The organism is Bartonella sp. AA89HNZF, from assembly GCF_042196905.1.
Lineage (GTDB): Bacteria > Pseudomonadota > Alphaproteobacteria > Rhizobiales > Rhizobiaceae > Bartonella.
Genome location: NZ_JBHIRD010000012.1, coordinates 1 through 25,440, shown reverse-complemented (window position 1 = coordinate 25,440; position 25,440 = coordinate 1). Strand labels below are relative to the sequence as shown.

Sequence of the window (25,440 nt, the reverse complement as noted above, 5' to 3'; positions counted from 1 at the left end):
TAAAAAAGTCGACTCATAAAGGGTTGTTTTAAATAAATCCTATAAAATAACTTTTTATTATTGTGGGAACTTTTGTTCTAATATTATGTCTGATAAAATGAATTTACCTTTTGATAAAGAACATATTGAGCCAATAGAATTACGTTCTGCTTTACAGGAACGTTATTTGGCTTATGCGCTTTCTACGATTACGCACCGTGCATTGCCTGATGTGCGTGATGGATTGAAGCCTGTCCATCGGCGGATTGTTCACGCGATGCGGCTTCTCAAACTAAATCCTGGACAGTCTTATGCGAAATGTGCGCGGATTGTCGGTGATGTCATGGGAAAATTTCATCCTCATGGGGATGCATCTATTTATGATGCTTTGGTGCGCTTGGCTCAAAGTTTTGCAGTTCGTTATCCGTTGGTTGATGGACAAGGCAATTTTGGCAATATTGATGGTGATAATGCTGCTGCCATGCGTTATACGGAAGCACGGATGACTGAAGTGGCAGCATTGTTGCTTGAAGGTATTAATGAAAACGCCATTGATTTTCGTTTAACTTATAATGAGGAAGATGAAGAGCCCGTTGTTTTGCCTGGGGCTTTTCCTAATCTTTTAGCAAATGGTTCATCAGGGATCGCTGTTGGTATGGCAACATCTATTCCACCCCATAATGTTGCTGAGCTTTGTGATGCGGCGCTCCATTTAATTGCACATCCCGATGCACATGATGAGGAATTAAATCAGTTCGTTCTTGGTCCTGATTTTCCAACTGGTGGCATTTTAGTTGAGCCTAAAAAGAGTATTGAGGAATCTTATCGTATTGGTCGGGGTTTTTTTCGCTTGCGTTCACGTTGGCATCAGGAATCTGGTAGCCGTGGTTCTTATGTGATTGTGGTGACTGAAATTCCCTATCAGATTCAAAAGTCACGTCTTATTGAAAAAACAGCAGAGTTACTGCTTGCTCGGCGATTACCAATGCTTGAGGATATCCAAGATGAATCAGCAGAAGATATCAGAATCGTGCTGGTTCCTAAAAATCGGTCGGTTGATCCGGAGCTCCTTATGGAGTCTCTTTTTAAATTGACTGACTTTGAAGTAAGATTTCCCCTTAATCTGAATGTTTTGTCTTTGGGAAAAATACCCAATGTCCTTTCTTTGCGAGAAAGTTTGCATCAATGGCTTGAACATCGTCAAGAAGTGCTTATGCGTCGCTCTCATTATCGGCTTGATCAAATTGATAGCCGATTGGAAATTCTCCATGGATATCTTATTGCCTATTTAAATCTCGATGAGGTCATTAAGATTATTCGTGAAGAGGATGAACCTAAAAAGCAGCTTATCAGTCGTTTTGAATTAACAGAAAATCAAGCAGAAGCTATTCTTAATATGCGCTTGCGCTCTTTACGTAAGCTTGAGGAATTTGAAATTCGTAAGGAATTTGAAAGTTTGAAAGCTGAAAAAGAAAAGCTAAAGAATTTGTTAGCTTCTCCTATAAAACAGTGGAAAATAATTTCAGAAGAAATCAAAAAAGTTCGAAACACTTTTGGTCCTGAAACACTCTTGGGGAAAAGACGTACGACGTTTGAAGAGGCACCAAGACATGATCTTGATGATATTCAACAAGCAATGATCGAAAAAGAACCAGTTACTATTGTTATTTCTGAAAAGGGGTGGGTGCGTGCTTTAAAGGGGCATTTAAACGATTATAAAGCACTTTCTTTTAAAGAAGGAGACAGTTTAAAGTTAGCCTTTCCAGCATTTACGACCGACAAGATTGTGCTGATCAGTACGGGGGGAAAGTTTTTTGCTATTGGTGCAAATAGTTTACCTGGAGGGCGGGGACATGGTGAACCTATTCGTCTTTTAGTTGATATGGACGATGAGCACGATATTTTTACAGCTTTTGTGCATCATGCAGAGGGAAAATTGCTCTTGGTTTCGTCTCATGGAAATGGCTTTATTGTCCTTGCTTCAGAAGTGATCGCCAATACACGAAAAGGAAAGCAAGTGATGAATGTCAAATCTCCTGATAAGGTGAAACTTTGTGTTCCGGTAAATGGTGATCATGTTGCTGTGGTCGGTGAAAACCGTAAAATGCTTATTTTTTCTATTGAACAAATACCAGAAATGAATCGTGGTAAAGGTGTTCGTTTACAGCGTTACAAAGAGGGTGGCATTGTTGATGCCAAAACTTTTAATTTATCAGAAGGTTTAAGTTGGCAAGATACAGCTGATCGAATCTTTAACCGCCAAGCTGATGATCTCATTGAATGGATGGGAACGCGTGCGGGCGTCGGGCGTTTGGTTCCAAGGGGATTTCCAAAATCGGGAAAATTTATCAATTAAATTTATTTTATAAACGGGAAAGTGCCGTATGACTTTATGATATGCAATATATTGATTTATAAAGATAACGTATCACTTTTATATTGAAAGAAAGACCTAAAGTGTGAGTTTTTTTCTTAATTTTTGTCTTGTTTAGGTTAAATCAGTAAAAAATATTTGCTTGCATGTCATAAGATGAGGGGGGGATTGTGTGCATAAAAACTATTGAAGAAAAGAATAAAAATATTTCTTATAGACCGTTTGAAATATAAGAGCTATTGCAACAATAGGTATGTTTGTTTTTTAATCAGTGATTATATTTTTGGAAACTGGGAATAGTATTATGATGACGATTTGCGTCTTTATTAAGTAAAGATACTGCTTTTCAATGATTTTATACAGTTCACTGTTTTTTTAACCTTATATCATTCATGAATGTTGTCGTGAAATGATTTGAGAAGTTTATTTTTAAAACAAACATGTGAATGTTCAGCACAAGAGTGTCCTATTTTATATTATAGGCATTTCCTTATTGTTCAAGAGAGATATTATTAATTGTCTCATAAAGCAGTCTTTATTCGTTAGGGTTATTATGATATTGCCTAAAAAGATGACCACGTTCAGCCCATAAAACAAGAAGTATGGCAGTGAGGCTCAGAAAGAAAAATCCTGCTGAGTTTGGGATGGTTGTTTCATCAAATTGTTGGGCAATAAAAAAGCTAAGTCCTGCACCGATAGATGTTTGAAGAAAGCCGGATACAGAAGATGCTGTTCCAGCAATTTCGCCTACAGATTCGAGAGCAAGTGTATTGAAATTGGCCATAATGCCACCACAGGTAAACATTAATATACAATATAACGTCATATAAAAAGGAAAAGGGATAACACCACCTGCTAAGATGGAGCCAATAAACCAAATGCATGAAGTGGCACAAAAGAGCAAAAGCATAGTATGAGCAATACGTCTCATTCCAAGACGTCCGACAAGTCGAGAATTCATGAATGATGAGAAAGCCTGAAATGCAGCACCGATGGCAAATGCGATAGGAAACCAAAAGCCTAAGTTATAAATTCCTTCATAGGTTTGTTGTGATGTATTAACAGCAATAAAAATGCACCCTAAAATGATAGAAGTTGCAAGTGTATAGCAAAGTGTTGTACGATTTGTCACAACAATCCATAAATTGTGTTTGACTGAAGAAAAGGAAAGAGGGCGTTGTTCATGAAGTGTTTCAGGCAAGCGGAATTGAATCCAAATCATCAGCCCGAAACCAATCATTGCCATGAAAATAAAAATATGTTGCCAATGTCCGAGTAGTAAAATGACCTGTCCTGTTGCGGGACCAACCATTGGTGCAACAAGAAAAACCATCATAACAATAGACATAACTTCTGCCATTTTTCGACCACTGTAAAGATCACGTACGACGGAAACTGTAAGAACCCGCATAGCAGCTCCTCCAATACCTTGCAAGATACGCAAAATAAGTAAGAGAGAAAAATCAGTTACAAAGGCACAGCCAATCGCCGTAAATGAATAAAAAGCAAGACCAATAAGGATAAGTTTACGTCGTCCATACCGATCGCTTATGGGACCGAAAAATATTTGAGCAATACCATAGCTAATAAGATAACTCGAAATGATATAATGTTGATCATTTTCATTAAGAACATTTAAGCCGTCTAAAATGTTGGGCATAGCTGGCAGCATAATATCAACAGCTATAGCGTTAATAGCCATGAGAGAAGCAATAAGAACAACAAATTCTTTATAGCCAATTTTTTTTCTAATCGCATCACTATGTGTTTGTTCATTGAGTGAATATGACATATGGCATCCTTGAAATAAAAATTTCGTCTGAAAACAGCTCTTTTTAAGAGTCTGAATAAAATGAAAGATACCTATGATTGATTGCAGGGAATATTTTTTTCTTTCAAAAGTTCCTGTAACTCATTGTTTTGAAACATCTCTTTAACAATATCACAGCCTCCGATAAATTCACCTTTGATATAAAGCTGTGGAATTGTTGGCCAATTTGAGTAATCTTTAATCCCTTGACGCAATTCGTTAGAAGTTAAGATATTAATCCCTTTATAATTCAATCCTAAATAATCAAGGATCTGAACAACTTGTCCTGAAAACCCGCATTGCGGAGCGTCAGGTGTTCCTTTCATGAATAAAATGACGTCGTTTGTTTTAATCTCGTTGTCAATAAAATCATGAACAGTGGTCATTTTTATCCCTCGATATTTCAGATTTTTATCAGTGTGTAATTTATATTCATACTGTTTTTAATCGTATTAAATGTGTGAATGCAAGAAGAAATTTTAGATTATTTTGGAATATTTGTTTGCAACATTAAGGCATGAAGGTCATTTCCCATATTGCCTTTAAGGGCATCATAAACCATTTTATGTTGTTGAACACGGGTTTTACCACGAAAACTTTCAGAAATAACTTCTGCAGCATAATGTTCTCCATCTCCAGCAAGATCACGAACTATTACAATAGCATCAGGAATACTTTCACAAATAAGCGTTTCAATTGCATGGGCACTCATCGCCATCATTATTCTCCTATGTTATTCATTTTTTTATAAAGGCTGTTTAAGAGAAAAAACAATTTTTACTCTTCACCCATAAATTGTGGAAACCAGTTTTCATAGGCTTTTGTGAGTTTGTCTATAGAAAGTTTTAGTATTCCATCTATATCAAGTGCATCACCTGCAACGTTACCTAGCTCTATTAAAGAAACTGCACTTATTTGTGCGAGCTCTTTAAGGCTATTGAGTGCTTCAGGTTTGACTGCTAAAAGATAACGTCCTTGGTCTTCTCCAAAAAGTTCTGCATGTTCTGGTGATTGGTTGCTTAATTTTGTTTTGATCCCTTTACCTGCTTTAATGACCATTTCTGCAAGCGCAATCGCTAATCCTCCATCAGAAAGATCATGGGCGGCGTGAACAAAACCACGATGTATGACATCTCGAACAAATTGACCATGCTTTTTTTCAAGTTGTAAATCTACGTGAGGGGGGGCACCTGCATCAATATTTAAAATGTTTCGCGCATAGATTGATTGTCCTAAATGAGAACCGCAATCTCCCACTAAAACAATATAATCTCCATTTTGCATCCCCTTTATTGTTACCATTTTAGACCAATCACCAAGAAGTCCTACACCAGCAATTGTAGGGGTTGGAAGAATAGCTTCTCCATTTGTTTCGTTGTAAAGAGAAACATTGCCTGAAACGATAGGGAAATCGAGGATTCTACAAGCTTCCCCTATCCCTTTAATAGCCAAGACCAGTTGTCCCATAATTTCAGGTTTTTCAGGGTTACCAAAATTGAGATTATCTGTAGCAGCCAACGGCGTTGCACCTGTCGTACTAATATTTCGCCAACATTCTGCGACAGCTTGTTTTCCTCCCTCATAAGGGTCTGCTTCACAATAGCGAGGTGTTACATCAGAAGAAAAAGCAAGAGCACGTTTGCTATTGTTGCCTACACGGATAACGCCTGCATCGCCTCCTGGGCGGATAAGGCTATTTCCTTGGATAAGGGTATCATATTGTTCATAAATCCATCGTCGTGAACTTTGATCAGCAGAATTCAATAAGCTCAAAAGCGCATCACCAAGATTGTTAACTTTTTTGACGTCTTCTGTTTTCAGGAGTGTTTTTTTTGCAGGTTCACTCCAAGGACGGTCATAAACAGGTGCTTCATCACCAAGTTCTTTGATGGGAAGATTAACAACTTCTTTCCCTTGATGAAATACACGGAAACGTAGATCATTGGTTGTTTTTCCAATAATGGAAAAATGGAGCCCCCATTTATGAAAAATTGCTGCTGCTTGCTTTTCTAACTCTGGTTTAAGAACCATGAGCATACGCTCTTGGCTTTCAGAAAGCATCATTTCATAGGCTGTCATGTTTTCTTCACGAACGGGAACTGCATCAAGATTAAGCTGTATTCCTAGATTGCCTTTTGCACCCATTTCAACGGCAGAAGAGGTGAGACCTGCAGCTCCCATATCTTGAATAGCAACCACAGCTCCAAGTTCCATGAGCTCTAAACATGCTTCAAGAAGACACTTTTCTGTAAAAGGATCACCGACTTGAACGGTTGGACGTTTTTCACTGATTGAATCATCGAATTCAGCAGAAGCCATTGTTGCTCCACCGACACCATCTCGCCCTGTTTTTGCCCCAAGATAAACAACAGGGAGTCCGATGCCTTGCGCTTTAGAATAAAAAAGGGCGTCTGTCTTTGCAATACCGGCTACAAAAGCGTTAACAAGGATATTGCCATTATAACGCTCATCAAAATTTACTTCTCCACCAACCGTTGGAACGCCAAAAGCATTGCTGTAACCACCAATACCAGAAACAACACCGGAAACAAGATGGCGTGTTCGTGGATGATCAGGAGCGCCAAATCGCAATGCATTCATAGCGGCGACAGGACGGGCTCCCATTGTGAAGACATCACGTAAAATACCACCAACACCTGTTGCTGCACCTTGATAAGGTTCAATATAAGAAGGATGGTTATGGCTTTCCATTTTAAAAACCACACATTCCCCTTCACCAATATCAACAACGCCAGCATTTTCACCAGGCCCTTGAATGACACACTTTCCTTCTGTTGGAAGAGTTTTTAGCCATTTTTTAGAGGATTTATAAGAACAATGTTCGTTCCACATTGCAGAAAAAATTCCTAGTTCAGTAAATGTTGGCTCTCTACCGATTAACGTCAGGATACGTTGATATTCATCTTCTTTTAGCCCGTGTTGTGCAATGAGCTCTGGTGTAATAGTGATGTTATCGCAAGGCTTCATGAGTATTTATCCGTTAAATTAACTGAAATTTAGCATTTTAGTTTCTATCTAGCAGCTATTATAAGCAATAATGTTGTTTAATAATAAAAATATTCATAGACCGTAAGCTGAAGATTTTGTTCGTTTGTTTGATGGGATTTAAGACCAAAAACGATCTTAAATAATTATGTATTTAGAAAATAATATCCATTGTTGTTTGTGAATAATTCCGTTCATGGATTTACGACGCAAGATATAGACCTTTGTTTTTTATAATTATGGAGCACAAGAATTTTTCGGCATCATCCATTTGCTAACTCTAAAGCACTTTGAAAAAGTAAACGACCGTCAACACCTCCATGAGCGGGTTCAATAAAGTTTTCAGGATGAGGCATCATACCAAGAATATTACCAGCTTTATTAACAATACCAGCAATATCTTTTATTGAGCCATTAGGATTTGTATTTTCTGCATAACGAAAAACAATTTGTTGATTATCTTCCATTTGTTTTAATGTTTCACTATCAACAAAATAATTCCCATCGTGATGGGCAACGGGACAACGAATAATTTGTCCTTTAGAATAATATCGAGAAAATTTTGTCTTGGCGTTAACGACTTCAAGTTTGATTTCACGACAAACAAATTTTAAAGAAGCGTTACGCATTAAAGTACCGGGTAATAATCCAGCTTCCAACAAAATTTGAAATCCATTACAGATCCCTATTATTGTAGTCCCTTCTTGTGCTTTTTCACGAATGGCCTTTAAGATAGGGGTTCGCGCTCCAATAGCGCCACACCTTAAGTAGTCGCCATAAGAAAAACCACCAGGAATAATAATAACATCTACATCTGGAATTGTTGTTTCTGTTTGCCAAATTTTTAGTGGTTCAACTCCCGTTATATGATGTAATGCTGCAATCATATCTCGGTCACGATTTAATCCAGGAAGTTGAATGATAGCAGTTTTCATGAGCGTTCCACTTAAAGAAGTTCGATTGTATAATTTTCGATGACAGTATTTACGAGTAACTCTTCACACATCTGGTTAAGTTTTTTCTTTGCGCTTTCAGAAGGTAGATCATCAAGAACAATATCAAAAACCTTTCCTTGACGAATGGAATGAATGCCCTCGAAAGCTAAACTTTTTAAAGCACCAACAATTGCTTCTCCTTGTGGATCAAGAACGCTTTCTCTTAAAGTAACTGTAATGCGTGCTTTCATTTTTTGCTTCCTGTTGTTAAAAGAACCTCTCCTTTGAAGAGGGGGTATTTATATAAGGTGATAATATTTTACCTTGTTTTTATTTTACGAGAACGGGACCACTTGGTCGTGTAGGTTCATTTTCATTCATAATACCAAGACGTTTGGCAACTTCTTGATAGGCATTAATAAGCCCACCCATATCACGACGAAAACGGTCTTTATCCATTTTTTCTTGTGTGTGCATATCCCATAGTCGTGCAGAATCAGGAGAGATTTCATCAGCAAGAACAATGCGCATTGTTTCATCTTCCCACAGGCGACCAAATTCCATTTTAAAATCAATTAATTGGATGTTAACACCGGCAAAAAGCCCAGAAAGAAAATCATTAATACGAATTGAAAGTTGCATGATATCTTCTATCTCTTGTGGGACAGCCCACCCAAAAGTTGTGATATGTTCTTCCGTTACCATAGGATCATCGAGAGAATCATTTTTATAGTAGAATTCAATGATGGATTGCGGAAGCGGGGTTCCTTCTTCCAGTCCTAAACGCTTAGCAAGAGAGCCAGCAGCAACATTGCGAACAACAACTTCCAACGGAATGATTTCCACCGCTTTAATAAGCTGTTCGCGCATGTTTATACGTTTGATAAAATGTGTTGGGATGCCCAAACGTCCAAGATGGCTAAAAATATGTTCCGAAATTCGGTTGTTTAAAACCCCCTTTCCATCGATAATTTCATGTTTTTTTGCATTAAAGGCAGTTGCATCATCTTTAAAAAACTGAATATAAGTCCCTGGTTCAGGTCCTTCATATAAAATTTTAGCCTTGCCTTCATAAATACGGTGGCGACGATTCATCATGATTCTCTATTTATCTTGAGAGGTTTTTAATAACATTGATAAATGATACTATCCTAATTGATAGAATTTCTCAATGATATTGCTATGATACTTTTATAATTTTTGTCATTACACGTTTATCCAAAGGTGAAGATACATAAGCGATGAGAAAGAAGATCATCTCTTTTGGATCAAATTTTTGCAAGAAAGTGAGAGAGGACCATAAGCCCTTCAGGCCAAGGTCCGTGTCCGGATTCTGCGTTAATATGGCCAGAATACCCAGCATCAACAAAGAGTGATCCCCAATCATTGGCAATTTTTTCTGCTACTGAAAATTGACAAAACTCATCGTTGCGACTGGCTATGACAATAGAAGGAAAAGAAAGCTTTTGGCGATGATAGGGGCCAAATGTCATTAAATGTTTGGGACGTATTTTTTCATTGGCGACATCTGGAGGTGCAACAAAGAAAGCGCCACAAATTTTTTCTGTATTTTGTACAGTTGCATGAATAACACTGGGAACTCCTAATGAATGAGCAATAAGCATAACAGGCCTTTGAGCTTTTGCGATGGCGGTTTTAACTTTGTTAACCCACTCTTCACAAACAGGCTTTGACCAATGGAGTTGTTCAATGCGGCGGGCTGTCGACAATTTTTTTTCCCAGCGTGTTTGCCAATGATCTGGACCAGATCCTTTGTAGCCAGGAACAATAAGAATATCGAGTTGATTTGCTTTCATGAATTGTTTTCTTTGTTACAACAGATTTTTGATCATAGGTGGAATGGATTTTGGTTTTCTATGTCGCTTTATTGTTCTTCAAAAACACGTTTAAAAATCGTATTGATATGTTTGGTGTGGTAAGAAAGATCAAATTTTTCGCGAAGTTCTTCTTCACTTAAAGCTTTGGTAACATCTTTGTCGTTGAGGAGTTCTTCTAAAAAATCTTTTCCTTGTTCCCAAACTTTCATCGCATTTCGTTGTACAATCCGATAAGAATCTTCACGACTAATCCCTGCTTGTGTGAGTGCTAAAAGAACCCGTTGTGAGTGAACAAGACCGCGGAATTTATTGAGATTTTTTTGCATATTTTCTGGATAGACAATGAGATTTTCAATGACAGATGTGAGGCGAGAAAGAGCAAAATCAAGTGTAATCGTCGCATCTGGAGCAATATAACGCTCAACAGATGAATGGGAAATATCACGTTCATGCCAAAGAGCTACATTTTCCATGGCCGGGAGTGCAAATGCACGTACCATACGGGCTAGTCCAGTTAAATTTTCTGTTAAAACTGGATTACGTTTATGAGGCATTGCCGATGAACCTTTTTGCCCAGGTGAGAAATGTTCCTCTGCTTCAAGAACTTCTGTTCGTTGTAAATGGCGTATTTCTATTGCTAGCCTTTCAATAGAGGAAGCAATAACACCAAGTGTTGCAAAAAACATAGCATGACGATCTCTTGGTATTACTTGGGTGGAAACCGGTTCAGCACGCATCCTCAAGGCTTTTGCTACATGTTCTTCAACGCGTGGATCGATATTAGCAAAAGTTCCTACAGCTCCTGAAATCGCGCAAGTAGAAATTTCTTCTCGTGCGGCAAGAAGACGTTTGCGACAACGGGAAAATTCAGCGTATGCAAGAGCAAACTTGATTCCAAAAGTTGTCGGTTCAGCATGAATGCCATGACTCCGCCCAATGGTGATTGTTTCTTTATGCTCAAAAGCACGTCTTTTTAATGCTTCAAGAAGTTGATCTATATCCTCTAGCAAAATATCACTCGCACGCATCAATTGAATGTTCAGCGTTGTATCGAGAACATCAGATGATGTCATACCTTGGTGGATAAAACGTGCTTCTGGTCCAATGAATTCAGCGAGGTGGGTTAGAAATGCGATAACATCATGTTTGGTAATTGCTTCAATTTCATCAATGCGATTGACATCAAATTTAGCTGCTGCCCCTTTTTCCCAAATGACTTTGGCGGCTTCTTTCGGAATAATCCCTAAGTGAGCAAGGGCATCACAGGCATGGGCTTCAATTTCAAACCAAATACGATATTTTGTTTCGGGAGACCAAATTGTTACCATTGCAGGGCGGGAATAACGTGCGATCATCATTTTTTTCCTTGTTGTGAGAGGATTGCGGCTTGGCGCAATGCACTAATACGAGTTTTGTAAAGCTCTTTATTTCCATCTTTATAAATTGCAGAGCCTGCGACAAATACATTTGCACCAGCTTTTGCAGCTATCCCAATTGTATCAACGGTGATACCACCATCAACTTCAAGGTCAATAGGGCGGTTTGCAATCATGCTTTTAACGCGCTTAATTTTATCTTTTATTTCTGGAATAAAACTTTGTCCACCAAAACCGGGATTGACCGTCATGATGAGAATGAGATCTAATTGATCAAGCAAATATTCAAGCATATGTTCAGGGGTGCTTGGATTGAGTGCGATTCCTGCTTTTTTCCCCATTTTTTTGATTGTTTGGAGTGAACGATGAAGATGTGGACCTGCTTCAGCATGAATAGTTATAATATCTGAACCTGCTTTTGCAAAAGCTTCTAAATAAGGGTCTACTGGTGCGATCATCAGGTGGACATCAAATATTGCTTTTGTTAATGGGCGCAGAGCTTTGACGATTTCAGGACCAAAGGTGATGTTAGGAACAAAGTGCCCATCCATAATATCAAGATGAAGCCAATCTGCACCAGCATCAACAACATCTAACATTTCTTGTCCAAGTTTAGAAAAATCAGAAGCCAAGAGAGAAGGCGAAATGAGATGAGCGTGGGGCATTAAAATCTCCTTAGATTGGCAGTTTTTATCATATCGCTGTGTATACACAAATATTTTTTGTGTTATGACGGAAAAGAAAAAATATGTATTATAGGTCTTTTTATGGAAAGATCGCTTGAAATTTTAAAGCTTTATAAGTGAAAGATATGTCGAATCATAAAACATATTTGATGCCTGAACTTCAACATAAACATACTATTGCGGTTTCTTCCCAAGAATATCGAGATGCCATGAGTCTTTTTGCAGGAGCTGTGCATATTGTGACAACAAATGGTATTAAGGGAAGACGCGGGGTGACTGTTTCGGCGTGTTGTTCTTTATCTGATAATCCTCCAACCCTTCTTGTTTGTCTTATGCGTCATAATTTAAAGAATCAGGTATTTATGGAGAATGGAAATTTTTGTGTTAATAGCTTGGCAGGAAAACATCGCTCATTAGCGGATGTTTTTTCGAGGCGTTGCAATTTTACACAAAATGAGCGTTTTGATGTTGCTCAATGGGGAGCTTTGCAAACGGGGGCGCCTAGTCTTTCAGACGCTCTAGCGTCGTTTGATTGTCGTTTGATTTGTTGGCACGAACACGCAACTCATTGTGTTTTGATTGGTGAGGTTGTTGCAATTAACTGTAATAAAGAAAAAGATGCTTTGATGTATTTGAAACGTGAATATCACACTTTGCCTTTATAAAGATTTTATTTTTTGCATTGATGAAATGATTTATTGTTGCTTCATTTAGATTTTAAACAATGTAGAGAGTAGGGGAGGGATGACTCTGATATCTGATTTCCTTCTTTTTAAGGTTTTTCAATAAGCGAGAAAAATGATTCTGGATGAGATTTAATCAAGAGTTCAATCTACATAAATAAAGTGATCAAATCTAAACAGTACATTTAAATATATTCGTCGATTGTTATGAAAAAACATTTTACTCTTGTGTTGATGGGTATTGCACAATATATAGACCGCACATAGCATATGTGGAGGTTTTTTATTGCATGAGCGAAGAGATTTATGGTCAATATCGCCCTAGTGAAGATGAGCCTTTTATGAATGAGCGGCAAAAGGCGTATTTTCGTGCTAAATTGGTTTCTTGGAAGAATGATATATTAAAAGAAGCTCGTGAGACTTTGGAAAATTTGCAGGAAGAGAATGTTGGTCAACCCGATTTGACTGATCGGGCTTCTTGTGAAACTGATCGTACAATCGAATTACGTGCTCGTGATCGTCAGAGGAAACTTATTTCAAAAATAGATGCTGCTTTAGAGCGCATTGATAATGGGACATACGGTTTTTGTGAAGAAACCGGCGAACCCATTAGTATAAAGCGTCTTGAGGCTCGGCCGATAGCCGTTTTGTCATTGGAAGCGCAAGAACGTCACGAACGACGTGAAAGAGTTTATCGCGATGATTAAGGTAAGGTTATTAAGATGATAAACAAACGAAATTCGTGGTGATAAAATTGTATATTTTTATTTTTGAGGGGTAGGAATGAATAAAGATGGTTCTTGCCGCCCCTCAATTTCGGCGGTGATGGCTGAATCTTTTACCGCTTGATTCGTAAAAGGAGAGGGACTTTTATCCGATATATCGTTTCTTTCTGTAGGGGTGGAATTTAGATGTGTGTGTGTTTCTCTCTTTTGTATTTTGGATGTACCGGTAATATCGGATTCTACAACCATATCTGTTAATCCACCAATAAGGAGCAAATGTTCTTTATTATCGCAACGGATTAAAACAAGGCGGCGTGCTCGATCTATAGAAATTACTTCACATAATGCTAATCGCGATAGGCTTTTTTTTCTATTAATGTTGAATCTTCTTGTATTTAAACGGCGTAAAAATACGATAATTATGGTAATAGCTGCGGTTGTTATTACAAAAATCAAAAAGCTTATCGTTATGTTTGCCGCAGATACACCTATTTGCTCTGATAACCAGATATACATAGATTTTCTCCCATTTTGTATGGAAATATTATTTTTTATTGAGATAAATTTATAAACATACCCTCAAAAGGTTCACTTATAACGTAAGAAATAAACTTTTGAATATTAAGCGATCTTATCTTAGATAATATCATAGTATATACTTTATAACAACATAACAACGAATATAAAGGAAGTTTTGTGACATAAGAAATAGCTATAAGCTAAGGCAAAGAGAGATGGATAAAGATTTTGAGAATAATGAAAGATCAGCGTCTTCGTTTCATCGGAGAGTTGTTATTTTTGGTGTTGTTTTTGTATTAGGTTTTCTTTTCATTGTGGGTATTTTAGGTTTTTTTTATACACAAAACTATTTGCAACAGGCGATATCAATATCTTTTTTGATTCTAGCAATGATCGGTGTTGCAACACTCGTTTTGTGTGGAATGGGAATTTTAAGATATCATGTGTGGTCGCATGAAGATTTTGATTTTAGCATCTTTAATAGGAGCGATGATGCAATTGTAATCTCTGATCTTTCTGGTTTTGTTTATTATTCTAATCAAAACTATCGAAAAATTCTGACCTATAGGCCTGAAGTGTCTTGTTATAGGGTTATTGCGGATCTTCCAGGAGCTGGTGCCCTCTCGTACCGCTTAAAGGTTGCAGCCTGTAATAATCTTGCAGCGCAAGAGGAATTAAGAGTAGAACAGCCAATTTTTACCGATTCTACACCAAAAAAGTCTGTTTGGTATAATATTTCCATTCAACCTATCACAAAACAGAAAAAAAAGCTTTTATTTTGGCGTATTACTGATATTTCGCACTTACAACAAACGCGAGAAGTTTTTTTCTCGAACCTTCAAGAGGCTATCAATCACTTGGATCAAGCTTCTATTGGTTTTGTATCCGTTAATAGACAAGGAACTATTCTTTATGCCAATGCGACTTTTGCAGAATGGTTTTCAATTGATTTAGCTAATTTCTCAATTGGTCAATATAATTTTGATTTGTTATTTGATAGCGTTGGCGCTAAGAGCTCATGGAGTGATATCTGTTTACAAACCAACAGATATCAAAGTTCAGGTTACTCTTTACCTTATAGGCTTTCGTTATGTTTAAATTCACACACGACTTGTGAGAAAATATTCCATTGTCTTATATCTGTTTCTTCTCTCTTAGAAGAGGAGGCTATTTATCGTATTGTGATCATTCCACAACAAATACAAAAAGAAGAGGACGATCAATTAAAATTACCCCGTATATTAGGAGAATATTTTGATGCGAGTCCTTTTGCAATAGCCGTGGTGGATCATGCAGGGCAATTGGTTCATATGAATAAAGCTTTTTCATCACTCACAGGATGTATGGACAAAGCTGTCAATTTTTATGATGTTATTTCTCGTCGTGATTGTGTGCAGTTAGAGCGTTCTTTTCAGAGAATTGCAACAAATAAAAATTATTTTGTTTCTCTAGAAACTGTTTTAGAAAAAAATGAAGAATGCCATTTACGGCTCCATATTATGTCTGTACCGCCCTATCATGGTGATGTATTGCAAGATTTGCTTATTATCTCTGTGATTGAAACAACCGAACAAAAAACTCTTGAAGATAAAATGATGCAAAGTCAGAAGATGCAAGCTGTAGGACAATTGGCTGGCGGCATTGCTCATGATTTTAATAATGTTTTAACAGCAATTTTAATGTCGTGTGATCTTCTTTTAAATACGCATCGTAGTTCTGATCCTGCTCATGCTGATCTGATCAATATTAAAAATAATGCTAATCGTGCAGCTGCTCTTGTACAGCAATTATTAGCTTTTTCTAGAAAGCAAACACTTCGACCTGAAGAAGTTGATTTTACAGAGTTTTTATCAGACATTCGCAATCTTATTTTACCACTTTTGGGTAATAATATTCAGTTAAAAATTATTCATGGAAGAGATTTGTGGAGCGTTGAAGTTGATCAAGCATCTTTTCAGCGTGTTATTATGAATTTGGTTATTAATGCGCGTGATGCCATGTTAGATGGAGGTATTGTTACGATTGCGACAAATAATATTACAAAGCAACAAAGTGCTGAATTTAATCATCTTGGATTAGCAATTGGCGAGTATGTGCAATTGACTATTTCAGATACAGGAGCTGGTATATCTGCTGCTATACAAGAAAAAATGTTTGAGCCATTTTTTACAACAAAAGAAGTTGGAAAAGGAACAGGACTTGGTTTATCAATGGTTTATGGAATTATCAAGCAGAGCGGTGGGTATATTTATTGTGAAAGTAAAGAAGGTGAAGGAGCAACATTTCATATTTTTCTTCCCCGTTATATCCCCAATATAAAAGGAGAAATTTCTCAAAAGGTTGAAAAAGATGAAGAGAAAGATAAAAATATAGACTTAACAGGATCTGCGACTGTTTTATTGGTTGAAGATGAAGATGCGGTCAGAATGGGGGGGGTAAGAGCTCTTCAAATGAGAGGATATACGGTTTTAGAGGCTGCAAGTGGGGTGGAAGCACTCTCTATTCTTGAGGAACAAAAAGGAGATGTTGATATTATTGTTTCCGATGTGGTGATGCCAGAAATGGATGGGCCCACTTTATTGAAGGAAGTCCGTAAAAACTATCCTGGTATCAAATTTCTTTTCGTTTCTGGATATGCAAAAGATGCTTTTGCTAAAAATCTTCCACAAGATGCTGTTTTTGGTTTTTTATCTAAACCTTTTACACTCAAACAGTTAGCTGTAACAGTTAAAGAAACACTTTCGTCATGAGCAAAAATTTATGCAATAGAAAAAGTGCGTATTTTAAGATTTTTTAGGCTAAATACGAGAGCATTTTGATAAATAGAGCTTATGATAATGTCATAGAACTAAATAAAGAAGAAGAATTTTGAAAATGAAATAAAATTCAAAAAAATCACATGTTTTGTGCAAAAATTTATTGAAGAGATGGGCTCTATTATGTCAACATTTCATAGAGATTTTCAATTGTAGATACTGAGCAGAAACTATGTGTAAAGCATTGAAATATGCTGATTAATAGATTGTTGATACACTCAAAAAGATAAAAGCTGTTGTTGCGTATCTATCATTTTGCTCTTTCCTTCAATAAATGCTTTTAAGGCTTCGGGGTAGAGTTTATGCTCTACTTTAAGAACTCTTTCTGCTAAGCGCTCAGCAGTATCATGGGGATAGACTGGAACGGCTGCTTGGGCAAGGATTTTTCCTGCATCCACGTCTTCTGTAACAAGATGAACAGTGCAACCTGTAATTTTTACACCTGCTTGTAAAGCTTTTTCATGTGTGTTTAAGCCTTTAAATGAAGGCAAAAGAGAAGGATGAATGTTTAAAATTCGTCCTTCATAAAGTTTTACAAAACGTGGTGAGATAAGGCGCATATACCCTGCAAAGCAGAGAAAATCTGGTTTATATTGATCTAAAATCGTAAAAATATTTTCTTCATGCTCTTCTTTTGTTTTGTAAATTTTACGATCAACAATATGAATGGGTAAGTTATGATTTTGTGCCTTTTCAATACCATTTGCACGCGGATTATCGCAAATAACAGCGACAATTTCAGCAGGATATTCCGTTTGTTGGCTTGCTTGAGCAAGGGCGACCATATTCGAACCATTACCAGAAATAAAAACGACAATTTTTTTTTTCATAAATTCAGTACCCCTTTATAAAGTATTCCTTTATTTTGATCTTGGCGTTTTATTAAAATGCCAAGTGGAGTTACAGTTTCTCCTTTTCTTTCAAGAGCTTGTGTAATTGTTTCAGCTGCATGCTGTGCTACGATAATGATCATGCCAATACCACAATTGAATGTTCTTAACATTTCTGTTTCTTCTATTTTACCTTGTTTGGCAATCCATGAAAATACTGCTGGAACATTGATGGTAGAAAGATTAATTTCAGCGCAGAGAGAAGATGGAAGGACACGTGGAATATTTTCAGGAAAGCCTCCACCCGTAATATGAGCAAGAGCTTTAATCCCTTCATATTTTCGCATGATGGGAAGAAGCGATTTTACATAAATGCGTGTTGGTGTAAGAAGTGCTATACCAAGGCTGTTTTCAGGGGAAAAAGGGGCAGGGTTATTCCATTTGAGATAATTTTGCTGGATGATTCGTCGAACAAGCGAAAAGCCATTGGAATGAATTCCAGAGGAGCTTAGACCTAATATAACATCACCTTCTATCAAATCTTTTGAAGGGAGTAGCTTGCTGCGTTCGCATGCTCCTACAGCAAAACCGGCTAGATCATAATCTCCCTCTGCATACATTCCTGGCATTTCTGCAGTTTCTCCTCCAATAAGAGCAGCACCGGCTTGTTTACATCCTTCTGCAATACCAGAAACAATCGCAGCCCCTTGTTCAGGGTCGAGCTTTCCAGTTGCAAAATAATCCAGAAAAAAAAGCGGTTCAGCTCCTTGTACAAGTAAATCATTGACACACATAGCAACGAGATCAATACCTACAGTATTATGGTGACCTACTTCGATAGCAATTTTTAATTTTGTTCCCACTCCATCATTGGCTGCTACGAGGATAGGATCTGTAAAGCCAGCGGCTTTTAAATCAAAAAGGCCACCAAACCCACCAATTTCTGCATCTGCTCCGGCTCGTTTTGTAGCGCGTATAAAGGGTTTGATTTTTTCTACCATGGCATTACCCATATCGATGTTTACACCGGCTTTTGCGTAGGTAAGGCCGACTTTGGATTTATTCTTTATAAGATCTTGATTGCTCATTGGAGCCTTCCTTTAATGGAAAATCAGGTTTTGATATTATGCAATGCCATGATAGAGTTCTCTCTGCAAGAGATATTGATAAGAAAATAAGCAACTTTTCTTGTAGCTTATTTTGAAGTTGTTTATAATTCTTTGTGAAGTTTTTTTTAGGATATTTTATGAGCAAGATATCAGATAATCACGGACAGTCTTCTTGGAAACTTATGAGAAAGAAAGTGAGTGAGAATACATCTCGTGATCGTTATAAGACTTATGTGCCAGCGTACACTCAATTACCGTTGCCGAATAATATGAAAAGACAAATCTTTTTTTGGCTGGGTACGCTGATTTTTTTCATTCTTTTTATGTTTGTTTTTGGATCGATTTTGCTTCCTTTTGTGGCAGGGATTGTGTTGGCTTATTTTCTCAATCCCATTGTTCAATTACTTGAAAAATTTGGTATTCGTCGTGTGTTTGGGACTGTCCTTATTACCTTATTTATTGTTATTATCTTTGTTGCTGCTTTAGTTATTTTGATTCCTGTTATTAGTTGGCAAATACAGCAATTTATGAGTGATGGTTTACCTGTTTATATTAATCGTATTCAAACCTTTTTTGTTGAGCATGATTTTGATTGGTTAAGGCGCTATTTTGGAAGTGATCCAAATGAATTACGGAATAATATTAAAGGATTTTTGGGCGAAGGTTCGGATTTTATTACGTCTCTTTTGAATTCACTTTTAAAGTCAGGAAAGTCAATCGTTAATATCGTTAGCCTATTTGTTGTGGCACCTGTGGTGGCATTTTATATGTTATTAGATTGGCCACGTATGGTAACAGCAATCGATTCGTTAATACCGCGTGATCATCTTGAAACCGTCCGTAGTATTTTTCATGAAATGGATAGAGCTATTGCAGGCTTTGTTCGTGGACAAGGAACAGTTTGTCTCATATTGGGAGGCTATTATGCTATTGGTTTAACGATTGCAGGACTCAATTTTAGTCTTTTGATTGGTATGTTTATTGGTCTTATTAGCTTTGTTCCTTATATCGGCACAATGAGTGGTTTGCTCCTTTCTGTTGGTATTGCATGGGTCCAGTTTTATCCCAATAATTGGGGGGGAATCATTGTTGTGATGGCACTTTTTTTAATTGGTCAATTTATTGAAGGTTATATTCTTCAACCCAAGCTTGTAGGTTCATCAGTGGGATTACATCCCGTATGGTTGATGTTTTCACTTTTTGCTTTTTCTTCACTCTTTGGTTTTACTGGTATGCTTGTTGCTGTTCCTGCGGCAGCGGCTGTTGGCGTTTTAGTTCGTTTTGCTCTTCATACTTATCTGAGTTCTCAGATGTATTCGCGAAGCGGAAATTCGGAGCCGCTAAAATGAATGGGCGTGAAACGCAATTATCTTTAAATTTTCCTTATGATCCGATTTCTCAATTTGAGGATTTAGTGGTAACGGAAAGTAATGGTATGGCTTTTCAGCTTATTGATCACTGGCCCAATTGGAGCTTACCTATTGCAGTTTTGGTTGGTAAAGAAGGATCTGGAAAAACGCACTTTTCTAATATATGGCTCCAAAAAGCAGATGCTTTCAGGATTCAGTACAATGAACTTGATCAGGCTGTTACTATGGCTTCTTTAGGCAGATCATTTTTAATAGAGGATATTGATACAGGTGAAATCAATGAGACAGAACTTTTTCATTTAATTAACAGTATTAAGCAAACAAATCTTGATGCACGACAAGCTACTTTATTGATGACGGCACGAACACTTCCTTCCGCTTGGAATTTAACGTTAAATGATCTAAAAAGTCGTCTTAATTCGGTGATGTTCGTTGAAATTAATCAGCCTGATGATGCATTGTTAACAGCTGTTGCTTTTAAGCTTTTTTCCGATAGGCAACTTATTGTACATCCAGATACGGTTTATTACCTTGTAAGTCGTTGTGAACGTTCTTTATTTTCATTGAAGCGTGTTATTGATTCTGTTGATCAGTTGGCATTACAAAGAAAAAGAAAAATAACACGTGCTGTTATTGCTGAAGTTTTGAATAGAAGAAATCCGTAAATACTCTTTATCGCGGCTTACCTATTCTGACCTTTTATTATCGTTTCAATATGTGAAAAGACAAGTCATTTAAATTTTTTCTTTTTTGGATATCTATATAAGAGAGAAAAATAGTGTTTTTTACTTTTGTCATGTGATTATTTTAAATAACTTTGAGATTTTATTGTATGATATTGAATTTTTTTCATCTTCGCATTTGAAAATTTTTCTAAAAAGAGCGCTTTATTTTATTTATAATGAAACCTTTGTGCTTTGAAAAAATGTTTGTTGTTTATGAATATGAATTGTCGCAGATTCTAGAGTTTTTAATAAAAGAGTCCTTGGGAAGATAGAAAAAGAGGAGAAAAAAGCTTAATACAGCTGAATTCTTTGGCTTATGTTCTCTTTGGGAAAATTTTTCTATGATATTTAAGTCGTTTTTTTCTAAAACTGTATCTGTGAAATGCGTTTTGATACAGTGAGAGCTTGCTTAAAACAGGATAAAAATTATGAAGTCTTTATAGAGAAATTCATTCTTTTTTAATATAGATTGGATTTTTTACGGAGGTTATTTTCTACTATTTGTCAATAAATTTGTTATTGAGTAGGGGAAAAAATTAAAAAATGTGCTTTTTTGTAAAGAAATGCAACAAAATTTAAAAAAAGTGTGTTTTTCTCTTGCACTTCTGTTGTGAAAATTTTAGGAAATGTGCATCAAGTAAATGTAAATGGCGGAGCGTAGCGCAGCCTGGTAGCGCACCTGATTTGGGATCAGGGGGTCGTAGGTTCGAATCCTATCGCTCCGACCATATTTGATTGAGTGTGTGAAAATGACCAAATTGGGTACGTGTGATGAGAAACTATCATTCAAGCGTTGTTTAATCTGAAGGAAAAAGACATGATCGCACGTATTTATAGTCCTGCTAAGACAGCTATGCAGTCAGGTAAGGGGAATACAAGTTTTTGGGTTCTAGAGTATGAGCCGATGAAAGAAAAAATGCTTGAACCTCTTATGGGATACACGGCAACGTCTGATATGAATAATCAGGTAAGGATCCGATTTAATAGGAAAGAAGAAGCGATTGCTTTTGCACGTAAGAATGCTATCTCTTACCGTGTAGAAAAGAAACATACATCGATTCGACGTGCTATTTCTTATTCTGATAATTTTCGCAGTGATCGGCAGCAACCTTGGACACATTGAATTAAAAATGCTATTTTGAATTGAGAAAATAATCAGTTGGGTCCCGTAGCTCAGCTGGATAGAGCAACGGCCTTCTAAGCCGTGGGTCACAGGTTCGAATCCTGTCGGGATCGCCATGTTTAAATAATATCAATAAGCTATAAAGAGAGTTTTCTTCTTATTGTATTAGCTTATTTTTCTGTATAATCCCGAACCTTTTTGATGTTTTTTGGTTGATTTTGTTGCTAAACGTTTTTCTATTGACTGTTTTAGTATAAAATAATGCTGTTTTACCTTTTTTCAGTAAAAATTGTTTTTTAAGAGCTTCTTTTCATTTTTCTGAAAATGATATTTTATTTCTTAGATTAGATTTAAGCATTGCTGCTAATGCTGGTGAAATTGCAAAAAAAACATCTATTGTAATTTTTTTATTTTTTATGAATAATATTATTATATTTTTCAGCATGACCTTTAGTAAGATCGACTTTGATTATATACAAGGCATGATGAATTTGATTTAGAACAGTTTATGAAACATTGAAGAATAAAAACGATATCTGTTTATGATGAGAATTTACAGGCGGCACAAGAGGTGGAAAATATCTTCTTGTCTTGGAAGCAGTGGATTCATAACGAATTGCTTTTTTATAGTTTTTTCGTATAAAAAGGTGTTATATGTGCCGCCCAGATAAGATATTGTTTTTTTCAATGAGAGACATTTGCGGACAATTTGATTTAACGTGATTATCACTGTTTCTCAGGTATGGTTATAGATATTCATCAATATTTAGGTTTTCTTAGTCTTATCAGTTTAAGAATATATGCTATGTATTTATATGAATGGAGATAGATTGTATCTCAGAATTAAGTTTTTAGATTTCATATTTAAATTTTCAAATGTTTTTTCTTATTTCTTTATAGTTTGTACATCATATTAGAGGTATTTTAATATTGGATAACAATCACATTAAAATGTTATGCAGATGAGATCTGAAGATCTAAATTCATACGATTCAAGGTGATCATTATTTCAATAGAAATACAGTGTGAGGAGAATGCCATTTTACGCGCTTATTTTAGAGATATCTCTTAAAGCTCACTTCACGCTAGCGCTCGTGAATAGTACAATGATAAATCCATTGAGCTCCATCATCTTTACACTTATGAAGAAATAAGCCGGCACTATCATACACTTTGCCTATTTTTTAGCCCCCGATGTTGCGATAAATCTTAGCATTTGAGGTAGTTATCGGCATTTTTGTGCTTTTTTATACAATTTTTACTTAATATTAATTCCTCTTATGACGTGTAAAAGAGACGGTTTTGATTAATTCAATATAAATAGGTTTGAAATGAGAAAACATTACGATATCTGGATTTCTCATTTAACATGGCAAACAATAAAACATGATTATGAATCAATATATTTTTAGAATGAAAAAATTTGCTTTTATCGTATTTTTTTACTCTTTTTAATATTTTATTATAATCTGTAATTGGTAAATTCAAAATAAAGCTCTAAGGGCTAAGTGTTTTATATCTATCGAAGTGACTGTTGTTATATCTAACTGTTTGGACAACAAGTGTATACCAATAGACATAAAAGAATTAAGAAAAACAGGGGATAGATCAGGAAATAAACAATGTTTTTTTGAACAGAAGCTTATGCTTGTGGAAAGAGTTTTAAAATCAAATTTCTAATCTGTTTCAAAATGAGGCTGTTATTACGTTTTTGATACTTTTTAGATGGATTCCCCAAAGAGGCGCTATCAGAACGTAAAAAAATATTAGAAATACTCTGTAAAGTATGTCCTTTGTAGAGGCATGTTGCAAAATCTTATTTCCGAATCTTTATTTACGCATCCCGTACCTTGGAAGAATACGATAATTCAATAATTTATTTATACTATAAAATTGAATGGTGGGCGTGACAGGCAAATAAAAAGCAAGTAAAATAAAATAGTTATGTCTAATATAAGGGAATAGGTGAATCTTGATTCTATTGAGTTTTTTTGCCTCTATCCCTCATCTTTTTGAAGCTTTTTTATGGCTTCAAGAGAGAGTTTTTTACGGTCTGCGCTCTTTGTGTAAAGAGATGCCATAGCATCATTTGTCCAGCCAAAAATTGCTTTGAGTTGTGATACTGTTGCACCAGAATTAGCTGCGCGTGTTGCTGCTAATTTTCTTAAGCCATGTGCTGATTTTTTGATTCCCGCTACGTTACAAGCCTCACGAAAAAGGTTGCCAAAACTTTCTTTAACTAGTTTTTTACCTTCTTTACCACAAATGAATGTTTCTTCTCCAATAGGACCAGTTTCAAGCGTTTTGGCTAATTCCGGTAAAATAGGTAGAAAGACATCTGTTTGGAATTTACTTTTCTCTGTTTTGAGATGAATGATATTATTCTTTACATCTTTCCAGCCAATGCGGACCGCATCACCACGACGCAAACCCGTATACAAAAGGACATCAATCCAAACGCGTTCATGGGTACCATGGGACCATCTTTGATAATATTTCTCAACATCTTCTTCTGTCCAAACAGCAAACCCATCTTTGTTATGAAGGGCTGGTCTTTTAACACCTAAGGCTGGATTATTTTCTAAAAGACCTTGGTCAATCGCCCAATTAAAAAGCCCATTAAGGGCTTTCAGAAAGTTTCTAGCCATTGCTGGTGTTTCTTTGCGTCGTTCAACGCCGGCTATGATATGTTTCTTTTCAATTGCTTTGTATGGAATGTTTCCTATGGTATCACATACCTTCATAAGGATGAGTTCTTTTTGTTTTTTTGTAGCTTTAGTGTAGCTATGCCAATTAGAGCTGTTAAAGTATTGTTTAAGCAGCCATGCAAATGACCCTTCAACAAGTTTACCGGTTTTGGATTTAGGAAGTATAAGCCCTTGTAATTCGGCAAGTGCGCTTTTGTAGTTATCAACAAACTCTTGCGTTCCATAGGTCCCGCGTATTCTAATGCGTTTGCCGTGACCAATACGTACATACCATACAATTTTGCCATGTTGAGTAATTTGTTTAACGAGATGAGGGGGGCGTGGTTTTGGCATGGTGATCACCTATAAGACGATATCAAATTCATAATCATCACGAGATAAATTCCATATTTTATCAGGATGTGCTGTTGAGTTTGGTAATGGGATATCTGCTTTAAGATAGATAAGCAGTTCACCGGTAGGTTTGATTTCTATGAGTTCGCATTTTTGCTTTTTTGCTTCTCTTAAAGCTCGTGCAATGTCTGCTTGCGTTATGATAGCTTTACGAGGTGCCATATCTTTTCTCCTACATTGAGACGCAATTCACCCATTTCGTGAATCACGCATGACTTGAAAGTGTTAAGAAGGGTGGTGGTGCTAGGAGGCATTTGTGAAGAGAAACACCTCCCATATGTAAAAAATCTGTAAGTTTATTTTTTAGATGTGTTTAATTTCATATTTCCAATCAGGCAATTGAGTAAGAGCTAATGCGAGTTGTCCTCTATGACACATGCATACATTGGCTTCAAAACAGGTGATTGCAACGCGCTTTTTGTTTAAAAAAATTTG

22 protein-coding genes and 2 tRNA genes are annotated in these 25,440 nt (G+C 36.5%); 9 read left to right on the top strand and 15 right to left on the bottom strand.

Going from position 1 to position 25,440, the window contains the following annotated elements:
• Nucleotides 1–85: 85 nt before the first annotated feature.
• Nucleotides 86–2,335 (top strand): DNA topoisomerase IV subunit A, encoded by a 2,250-nt coding sequence (gene parC, locus ACFIN0_RS06535; protein WP_375702158.1) that lies wholly within the window; start codon nucleotides 86–88, stop codon nucleotides 2,333–2,335.
• 553 nt (nucleotides 2,336–2,888) lie between these two features.
• Here the strand turns inward: parC and ACFIN0_RS06530 are convergent.
• From ACFIN0_RS06530 to rpe, 10 genes are all read right to left on the bottom strand, one after another.
• Entirely contained in the window at nucleotides 2,889–4,145 is a 1,257-nt protein-coding gene (locus tag ACFIN0_RS06530) for a multidrug effflux MFS transporter (RefSeq protein WP_375702157.1), read from the bottom strand.
• Between the two features lie 71 nt (nucleotides 4,146–4,216).
• Nucleotides 4,217–4,549 (bottom strand): Grx4 family monothiol glutaredoxin, encoded by a 333-nt coding sequence (gene grxD / locus ACFIN0_RS06525; protein WP_375606638.1) that lies wholly within the window; start codon nucleotides 4,547–4,549, stop codon nucleotides 4,217–4,219.
• A 98-nt stretch (nucleotides 4,550–4,647) separates the two neighbouring features.
• Nucleotides 4,648–4,881 carry a BolA/IbaG family iron-sulfur metabolism protein gene (locus ACFIN0_RS06520; RefSeq protein WP_375702156.1) on the bottom strand — a complete coding sequence of 78 codons (234 nt, stop codon included), beginning with the start codon at nucleotides 4,879–4,881 and terminating at the stop codon, nucleotides 4,648–4,650.
• 59 nt (nucleotides 4,882–4,940) lie between these two features.
• Nucleotides 4,941–7,151, bottom strand: a complete 2,211-nt coding sequence (purL, locus tag ACFIN0_RS06515) for a phosphoribosylformylglycinamidine synthase subunit PurL (RefSeq protein ID WP_375610460.1) — start codon at nucleotides 7,149–7,151, stop codon at nucleotides 4,941–4,943.
• Between the two features lie 281 nt (nucleotides 7,152–7,432).
• A complete protein-coding gene (purQ, locus tag ACFIN0_RS06510; RefSeq protein ID WP_375606636.1) occupies nucleotides 7,433–8,104 on the bottom strand; it encodes a phosphoribosylformylglycinamidine synthase subunit PurQ in 672 nt (223 codons plus the stop codon).
• 11 nt (nucleotides 8,105–8,115) lie between these two features.
• On the bottom strand, nucleotides 8,116–8,355 hold the full coding sequence (gene purS, locus ACFIN0_RS06505; protein ID WP_375606635.1) for a phosphoribosylformylglycinamidine synthase subunit PurS: 240 nt from the start codon (nucleotides 8,353–8,355) through the stop codon (nucleotides 8,116–8,118).
• 79 nt (nucleotides 8,356–8,434) lie between these two features.
• The gene (gene purC, locus ACFIN0_RS06500) at nucleotides 8,435–9,199 is read right to left on the bottom strand and encodes a phosphoribosylaminoimidazolesuccinocarboxamide synthase (protein ID WP_375606723.1); all 765 of its coding nucleotides are present in this window, start codon (nucleotides 9,197–9,199) and stop codon (nucleotides 8,435–8,437) included.
• Between the two features lie 173 nt (nucleotides 9,200–9,372).
• The gene (locus ACFIN0_RS06495) at nucleotides 9,373–9,921 is read right to left on the bottom strand and encodes an RBBP9/YdeN family alpha/beta hydrolase (protein ID WP_375606634.1); all 549 of its coding nucleotides are present in this window, start codon (nucleotides 9,919–9,921) and stop codon (nucleotides 9,373–9,375) included.
• Between the two features lie 68 nt (nucleotides 9,922–9,989).
• The gene (gene purB, locus ACFIN0_RS06490; protein ID WP_375606722.1) at nucleotides 9,990–11,297 is read right to left on the bottom strand and encodes an adenylosuccinate lyase; all 1,308 of its coding nucleotides are present in this window, start codon (nucleotides 11,295–11,297) and stop codon (nucleotides 9,990–9,992) included.
• A complete protein-coding gene (gene rpe, locus ACFIN0_RS06485; protein WP_375608312.1) occupies nucleotides 11,297–11,983 on the bottom strand; it encodes a ribulose-phosphate 3-epimerase in 687 nt (228 codons plus the stop codon). The genes purB and rpe overlap by 1 nt, the downstream gene beginning before the upstream one ends.
• A 146-nt stretch (nucleotides 11,984–12,129) precedes the next feature.
• On the opposite strand from rpe, the gene ACFIN0_RS06480 reads away from it, so the two are divergent.
• Complete coding sequence (locus ACFIN0_RS06480) at nucleotides 12,130–12,669, top strand: flavin reductase (RefSeq protein ID WP_375610461.1); 540 nt, start codon at nucleotides 12,130–12,132, stop codon at nucleotides 12,667–12,669.
• A 308-nt stretch (nucleotides 12,670–12,977) separates the two neighbouring features.
• Entirely contained in the window at nucleotides 12,978–13,394 is a 417-nt protein-coding gene (gene dksA / locus ACFIN0_RS06475; RefSeq protein ID WP_375606631.1) for an RNA polymerase-binding protein DksA, read from the top strand.
• Between the two features lie 57 nt (nucleotides 13,395–13,451).
• Here the strand turns inward: dksA and ACFIN0_RS06470 are convergent, their stop codons facing one another.
• On the bottom strand, nucleotides 13,452–13,928 hold the full coding sequence (locus ACFIN0_RS06470) for a hypothetical protein (RefSeq protein WP_375702155.1): 477 nt from the start codon (nucleotides 13,926–13,928) through the stop codon (nucleotides 13,452–13,454).
• Between the two features lie 218 nt (nucleotides 13,929–14,146).
• Between ACFIN0_RS06470 and ACFIN0_RS06465 the strand changes: the two genes are divergently transcribed.
• A complete protein-coding gene (locus ACFIN0_RS06465; protein ID WP_375702154.1) occupies nucleotides 14,147–16,681 on the top strand; it encodes a response regulator in 2,535 nt (844 codons plus the stop codon).
• Between the two features lie 284 nt (nucleotides 16,682–16,965).
• On the opposite strand, the gene purN is transcribed toward ACFIN0_RS06465, so the two are convergent.
• Both purN and purM read right to left on the bottom strand, forming a co-directional pair.
• Nucleotides 16,966–17,577, bottom strand: coding sequence for a phosphoribosylglycinamide formyltransferase (purN, locus tag ACFIN0_RS06460; protein ID WP_375610464.1), 612 nt, complete (start codon nucleotides 17,575–17,577; stop codon nucleotides 16,966–16,968).
• Nucleotides 17,574–18,665, bottom strand: a complete 1,092-nt coding sequence (gene purM / locus ACFIN0_RS06455; protein WP_375702153.1) for a phosphoribosylformylglycinamidine cyclo-ligase — start codon at nucleotides 18,663–18,665, stop codon at nucleotides 17,574–17,576. Before purM ends, purN begins: the two co-directional genes overlap by 4 nt.
• A 158-nt stretch (nucleotides 18,666–18,823) precedes the next feature.
• On the opposite strand from purM, the gene ACFIN0_RS06450 reads away from it, so the two are divergent.
• From ACFIN0_RS06450 to ACFIN0_RS06430, 5 genes are all read left to right on the top strand, one after another.
• Nucleotides 18,824–20,035: an AI-2E family transporter gene (locus ACFIN0_RS06450; protein ID WP_375606626.1), complete on the top strand. Its 1,212-nt coding sequence runs from the start codon at nucleotides 18,824–18,826 to the stop codon at nucleotides 20,033–20,035.
• Nucleotides 20,032–20,721: a DnaA regulatory inactivator HdaA gene (gene hdaA, locus ACFIN0_RS06445; protein WP_375702152.1), complete on the top strand. Its 690-nt coding sequence runs from the start codon at nucleotides 20,032–20,034 to the stop codon at nucleotides 20,719–20,721. Before ACFIN0_RS06450 ends, hdaA begins: the two co-directional genes overlap by 4 nt.
• A gap of 711 nt (nucleotides 20,722–21,432) precedes the next feature.
• Nucleotides 21,433–21,509: transfer RNA gene (locus ACFIN0_RS06440), tRNA-Pro, on the top strand.
• An 89-nt stretch (nucleotides 21,510–21,598) separates the two neighbouring features.
• The gene (locus ACFIN0_RS06435) at nucleotides 21,599–21,904 is read left to right on the top strand and encodes an ETC complex I subunit (protein WP_375606624.1); all 306 of its coding nucleotides are present in this window, start codon (nucleotides 21,599–21,601) and stop codon (nucleotides 21,902–21,904) included.
• Nucleotides 21,905–21,943: 39 nt separating this feature from the next.
• Nucleotides 21,944–22,020, top strand: a tRNA-Arg gene (locus ACFIN0_RS06430).
• 1,881 nt (nucleotides 22,021–23,901) lie between these two features.
• On the opposite strand, the gene ACFIN0_RS06425 is transcribed toward ACFIN0_RS06430, so the two are convergent.
• Together ACFIN0_RS06425 and ACFIN0_RS06420 are read right to left on the bottom strand one after the other, a co-directional pair.
• Entirely contained in the window at nucleotides 23,902–24,945 is a 1,044-nt protein-coding gene (locus ACFIN0_RS06425; RefSeq protein ID WP_375702151.1) for a tyrosine-type recombinase/integrase, read from the bottom strand.
• A gap of 9 nt (nucleotides 24,946–24,954) precedes the next feature.
• On the bottom strand, nucleotides 24,955–25,167 hold the full coding sequence (locus ACFIN0_RS06420; protein ID WP_375610653.1) for a hypothetical protein: 213 nt from the start codon (nucleotides 25,165–25,167) through the stop codon (nucleotides 24,955–24,957).
• Nucleotides 25,168–25,440 lie beyond the last annotated feature (273 nt).

Excerpts from the sequence above, each read along its gene's own strand:
- parC (WP_375702158.1), top strand. The coding sequence starts at position 86 with ATGTCTGATAAAATGAATTTACCTTTTGATAAAGAACATATTGAGCCA.
- ACFIN0_RS06530 (WP_375702157.1), bottom strand. The coding sequence starts at position 4,145 with ATGTCATATTCACTCAATGAACAAACACATAGTGATGCGATTAGAAAA.
- grxD (WP_375606638.1), bottom strand. The coding sequence starts at position 4,549 with ATGACCACTGTTCATGATTTTATTGACAACGAGATTAAAACAAACGAC.
- ACFIN0_RS06520 (WP_375702156.1), bottom strand. The coding sequence starts at position 4,881 with ATGGCGATGAGTGCCCATGCAATTGAAACGCTTATTTGTGAAAGTATT.
- purL (WP_375610460.1), bottom strand. The coding sequence starts at position 7,151 with ATGAAGCCTTGCGATAACATCACTATTACACCAGAGCTCATTGCACAA.
- purQ (WP_375606636.1), bottom strand. The coding sequence starts at position 8,104 with ATGAAAACTGCTATCATTCAACTTCCTGGATTAAATCGTGACCGAGAT.
- purS (WP_375606635.1), bottom strand. The coding sequence starts at position 8,355 with ATGAAAGCACGCATTACAGTTACTTTAAGAGAAAGCGTTCTTGATCCA.
- purC (WP_375606723.1), bottom strand. The coding sequence starts at position 9,199 with ATGAATCGTCGCCACCGTATTTATGAAGGCAAGGCTAAAATTTTATAT.
- ACFIN0_RS06495 (WP_375606634.1), bottom strand. The coding sequence starts at position 9,921 with ATGAAAGCAAATCAACTCGATATTCTTATTGTTCCTGGCTACAAAGGA.
- purB (WP_375606722.1), bottom strand. The coding sequence starts at position 11,297 with ATGATCGCACGTTATTCCCGCCCTGCAATGGTAACAATTTGGTCTCCC.
- rpe (WP_375608312.1), bottom strand. The coding sequence starts at position 11,983 with ATGCCCCACGCTCATCTCATTTCGCCTTCTCTCTTGGCTTCTGATTTT.
- ACFIN0_RS06480 (WP_375610461.1), top strand. The coding sequence starts at position 12,130 with ATGTCGAATCATAAAACATATTTGATGCCTGAACTTCAACATAAACAT.
- dksA (WP_375606631.1), top strand. The coding sequence starts at position 12,978 with ATGAGCGAAGAGATTTATGGTCAATATCGCCCTAGTGAAGATGAGCCT.
- ACFIN0_RS06470 (WP_375702155.1), bottom strand. The coding sequence starts at position 13,928 with ATGTATATCTGGTTATCAGAGCAAATAGGTGTATCTGCGGCAAACATA.
- ACFIN0_RS06465 (WP_375702154.1), top strand. The coding sequence starts at position 14,147 with ATGGATAAAGATTTTGAGAATAATGAAAGATCAGCGTCTTCGTTTCAT.
- purN (WP_375610464.1), bottom strand. The coding sequence starts at position 17,577 with ATGAAAAAAAAAATTGTCGTTTTTATTTCTGGTAATGGTTCGAATATG.
- purM (WP_375702153.1), bottom strand. The coding sequence starts at position 18,665 with ATGAGCAATCAAGATCTTATAAAGAATAAATCCAAAGTCGGCCTTACC.
- ACFIN0_RS06450 (WP_375606626.1), top strand. The coding sequence starts at position 18,824 with ATGAGCAAGATATCAGATAATCACGGACAGTCTTCTTGGAAACTTATG.
- hdaA (WP_375702152.1), top strand. The coding sequence starts at position 20,032 with ATGAATGGGCGTGAAACGCAATTATCTTTAAATTTTCCTTATGATCCG.
- ACFIN0_RS06435 (WP_375606624.1), top strand. The coding sequence starts at position 21,599 with ATGATCGCACGTATTTATAGTCCTGCTAAGACAGCTATGCAGTCAGGT.
- ACFIN0_RS06425 (WP_375702151.1), bottom strand. The coding sequence starts at position 24,945 with ATGCCAAAACCACGCCCCCCTCATCTCGTTAAACAAATTACTCAACAT.
- ACFIN0_RS06420 (WP_375610653.1), bottom strand. The coding sequence starts at position 25,167 with ATGGCACCTCGTAAAGCTATCATAACGCAAGCAGACATTGCACGAGCT.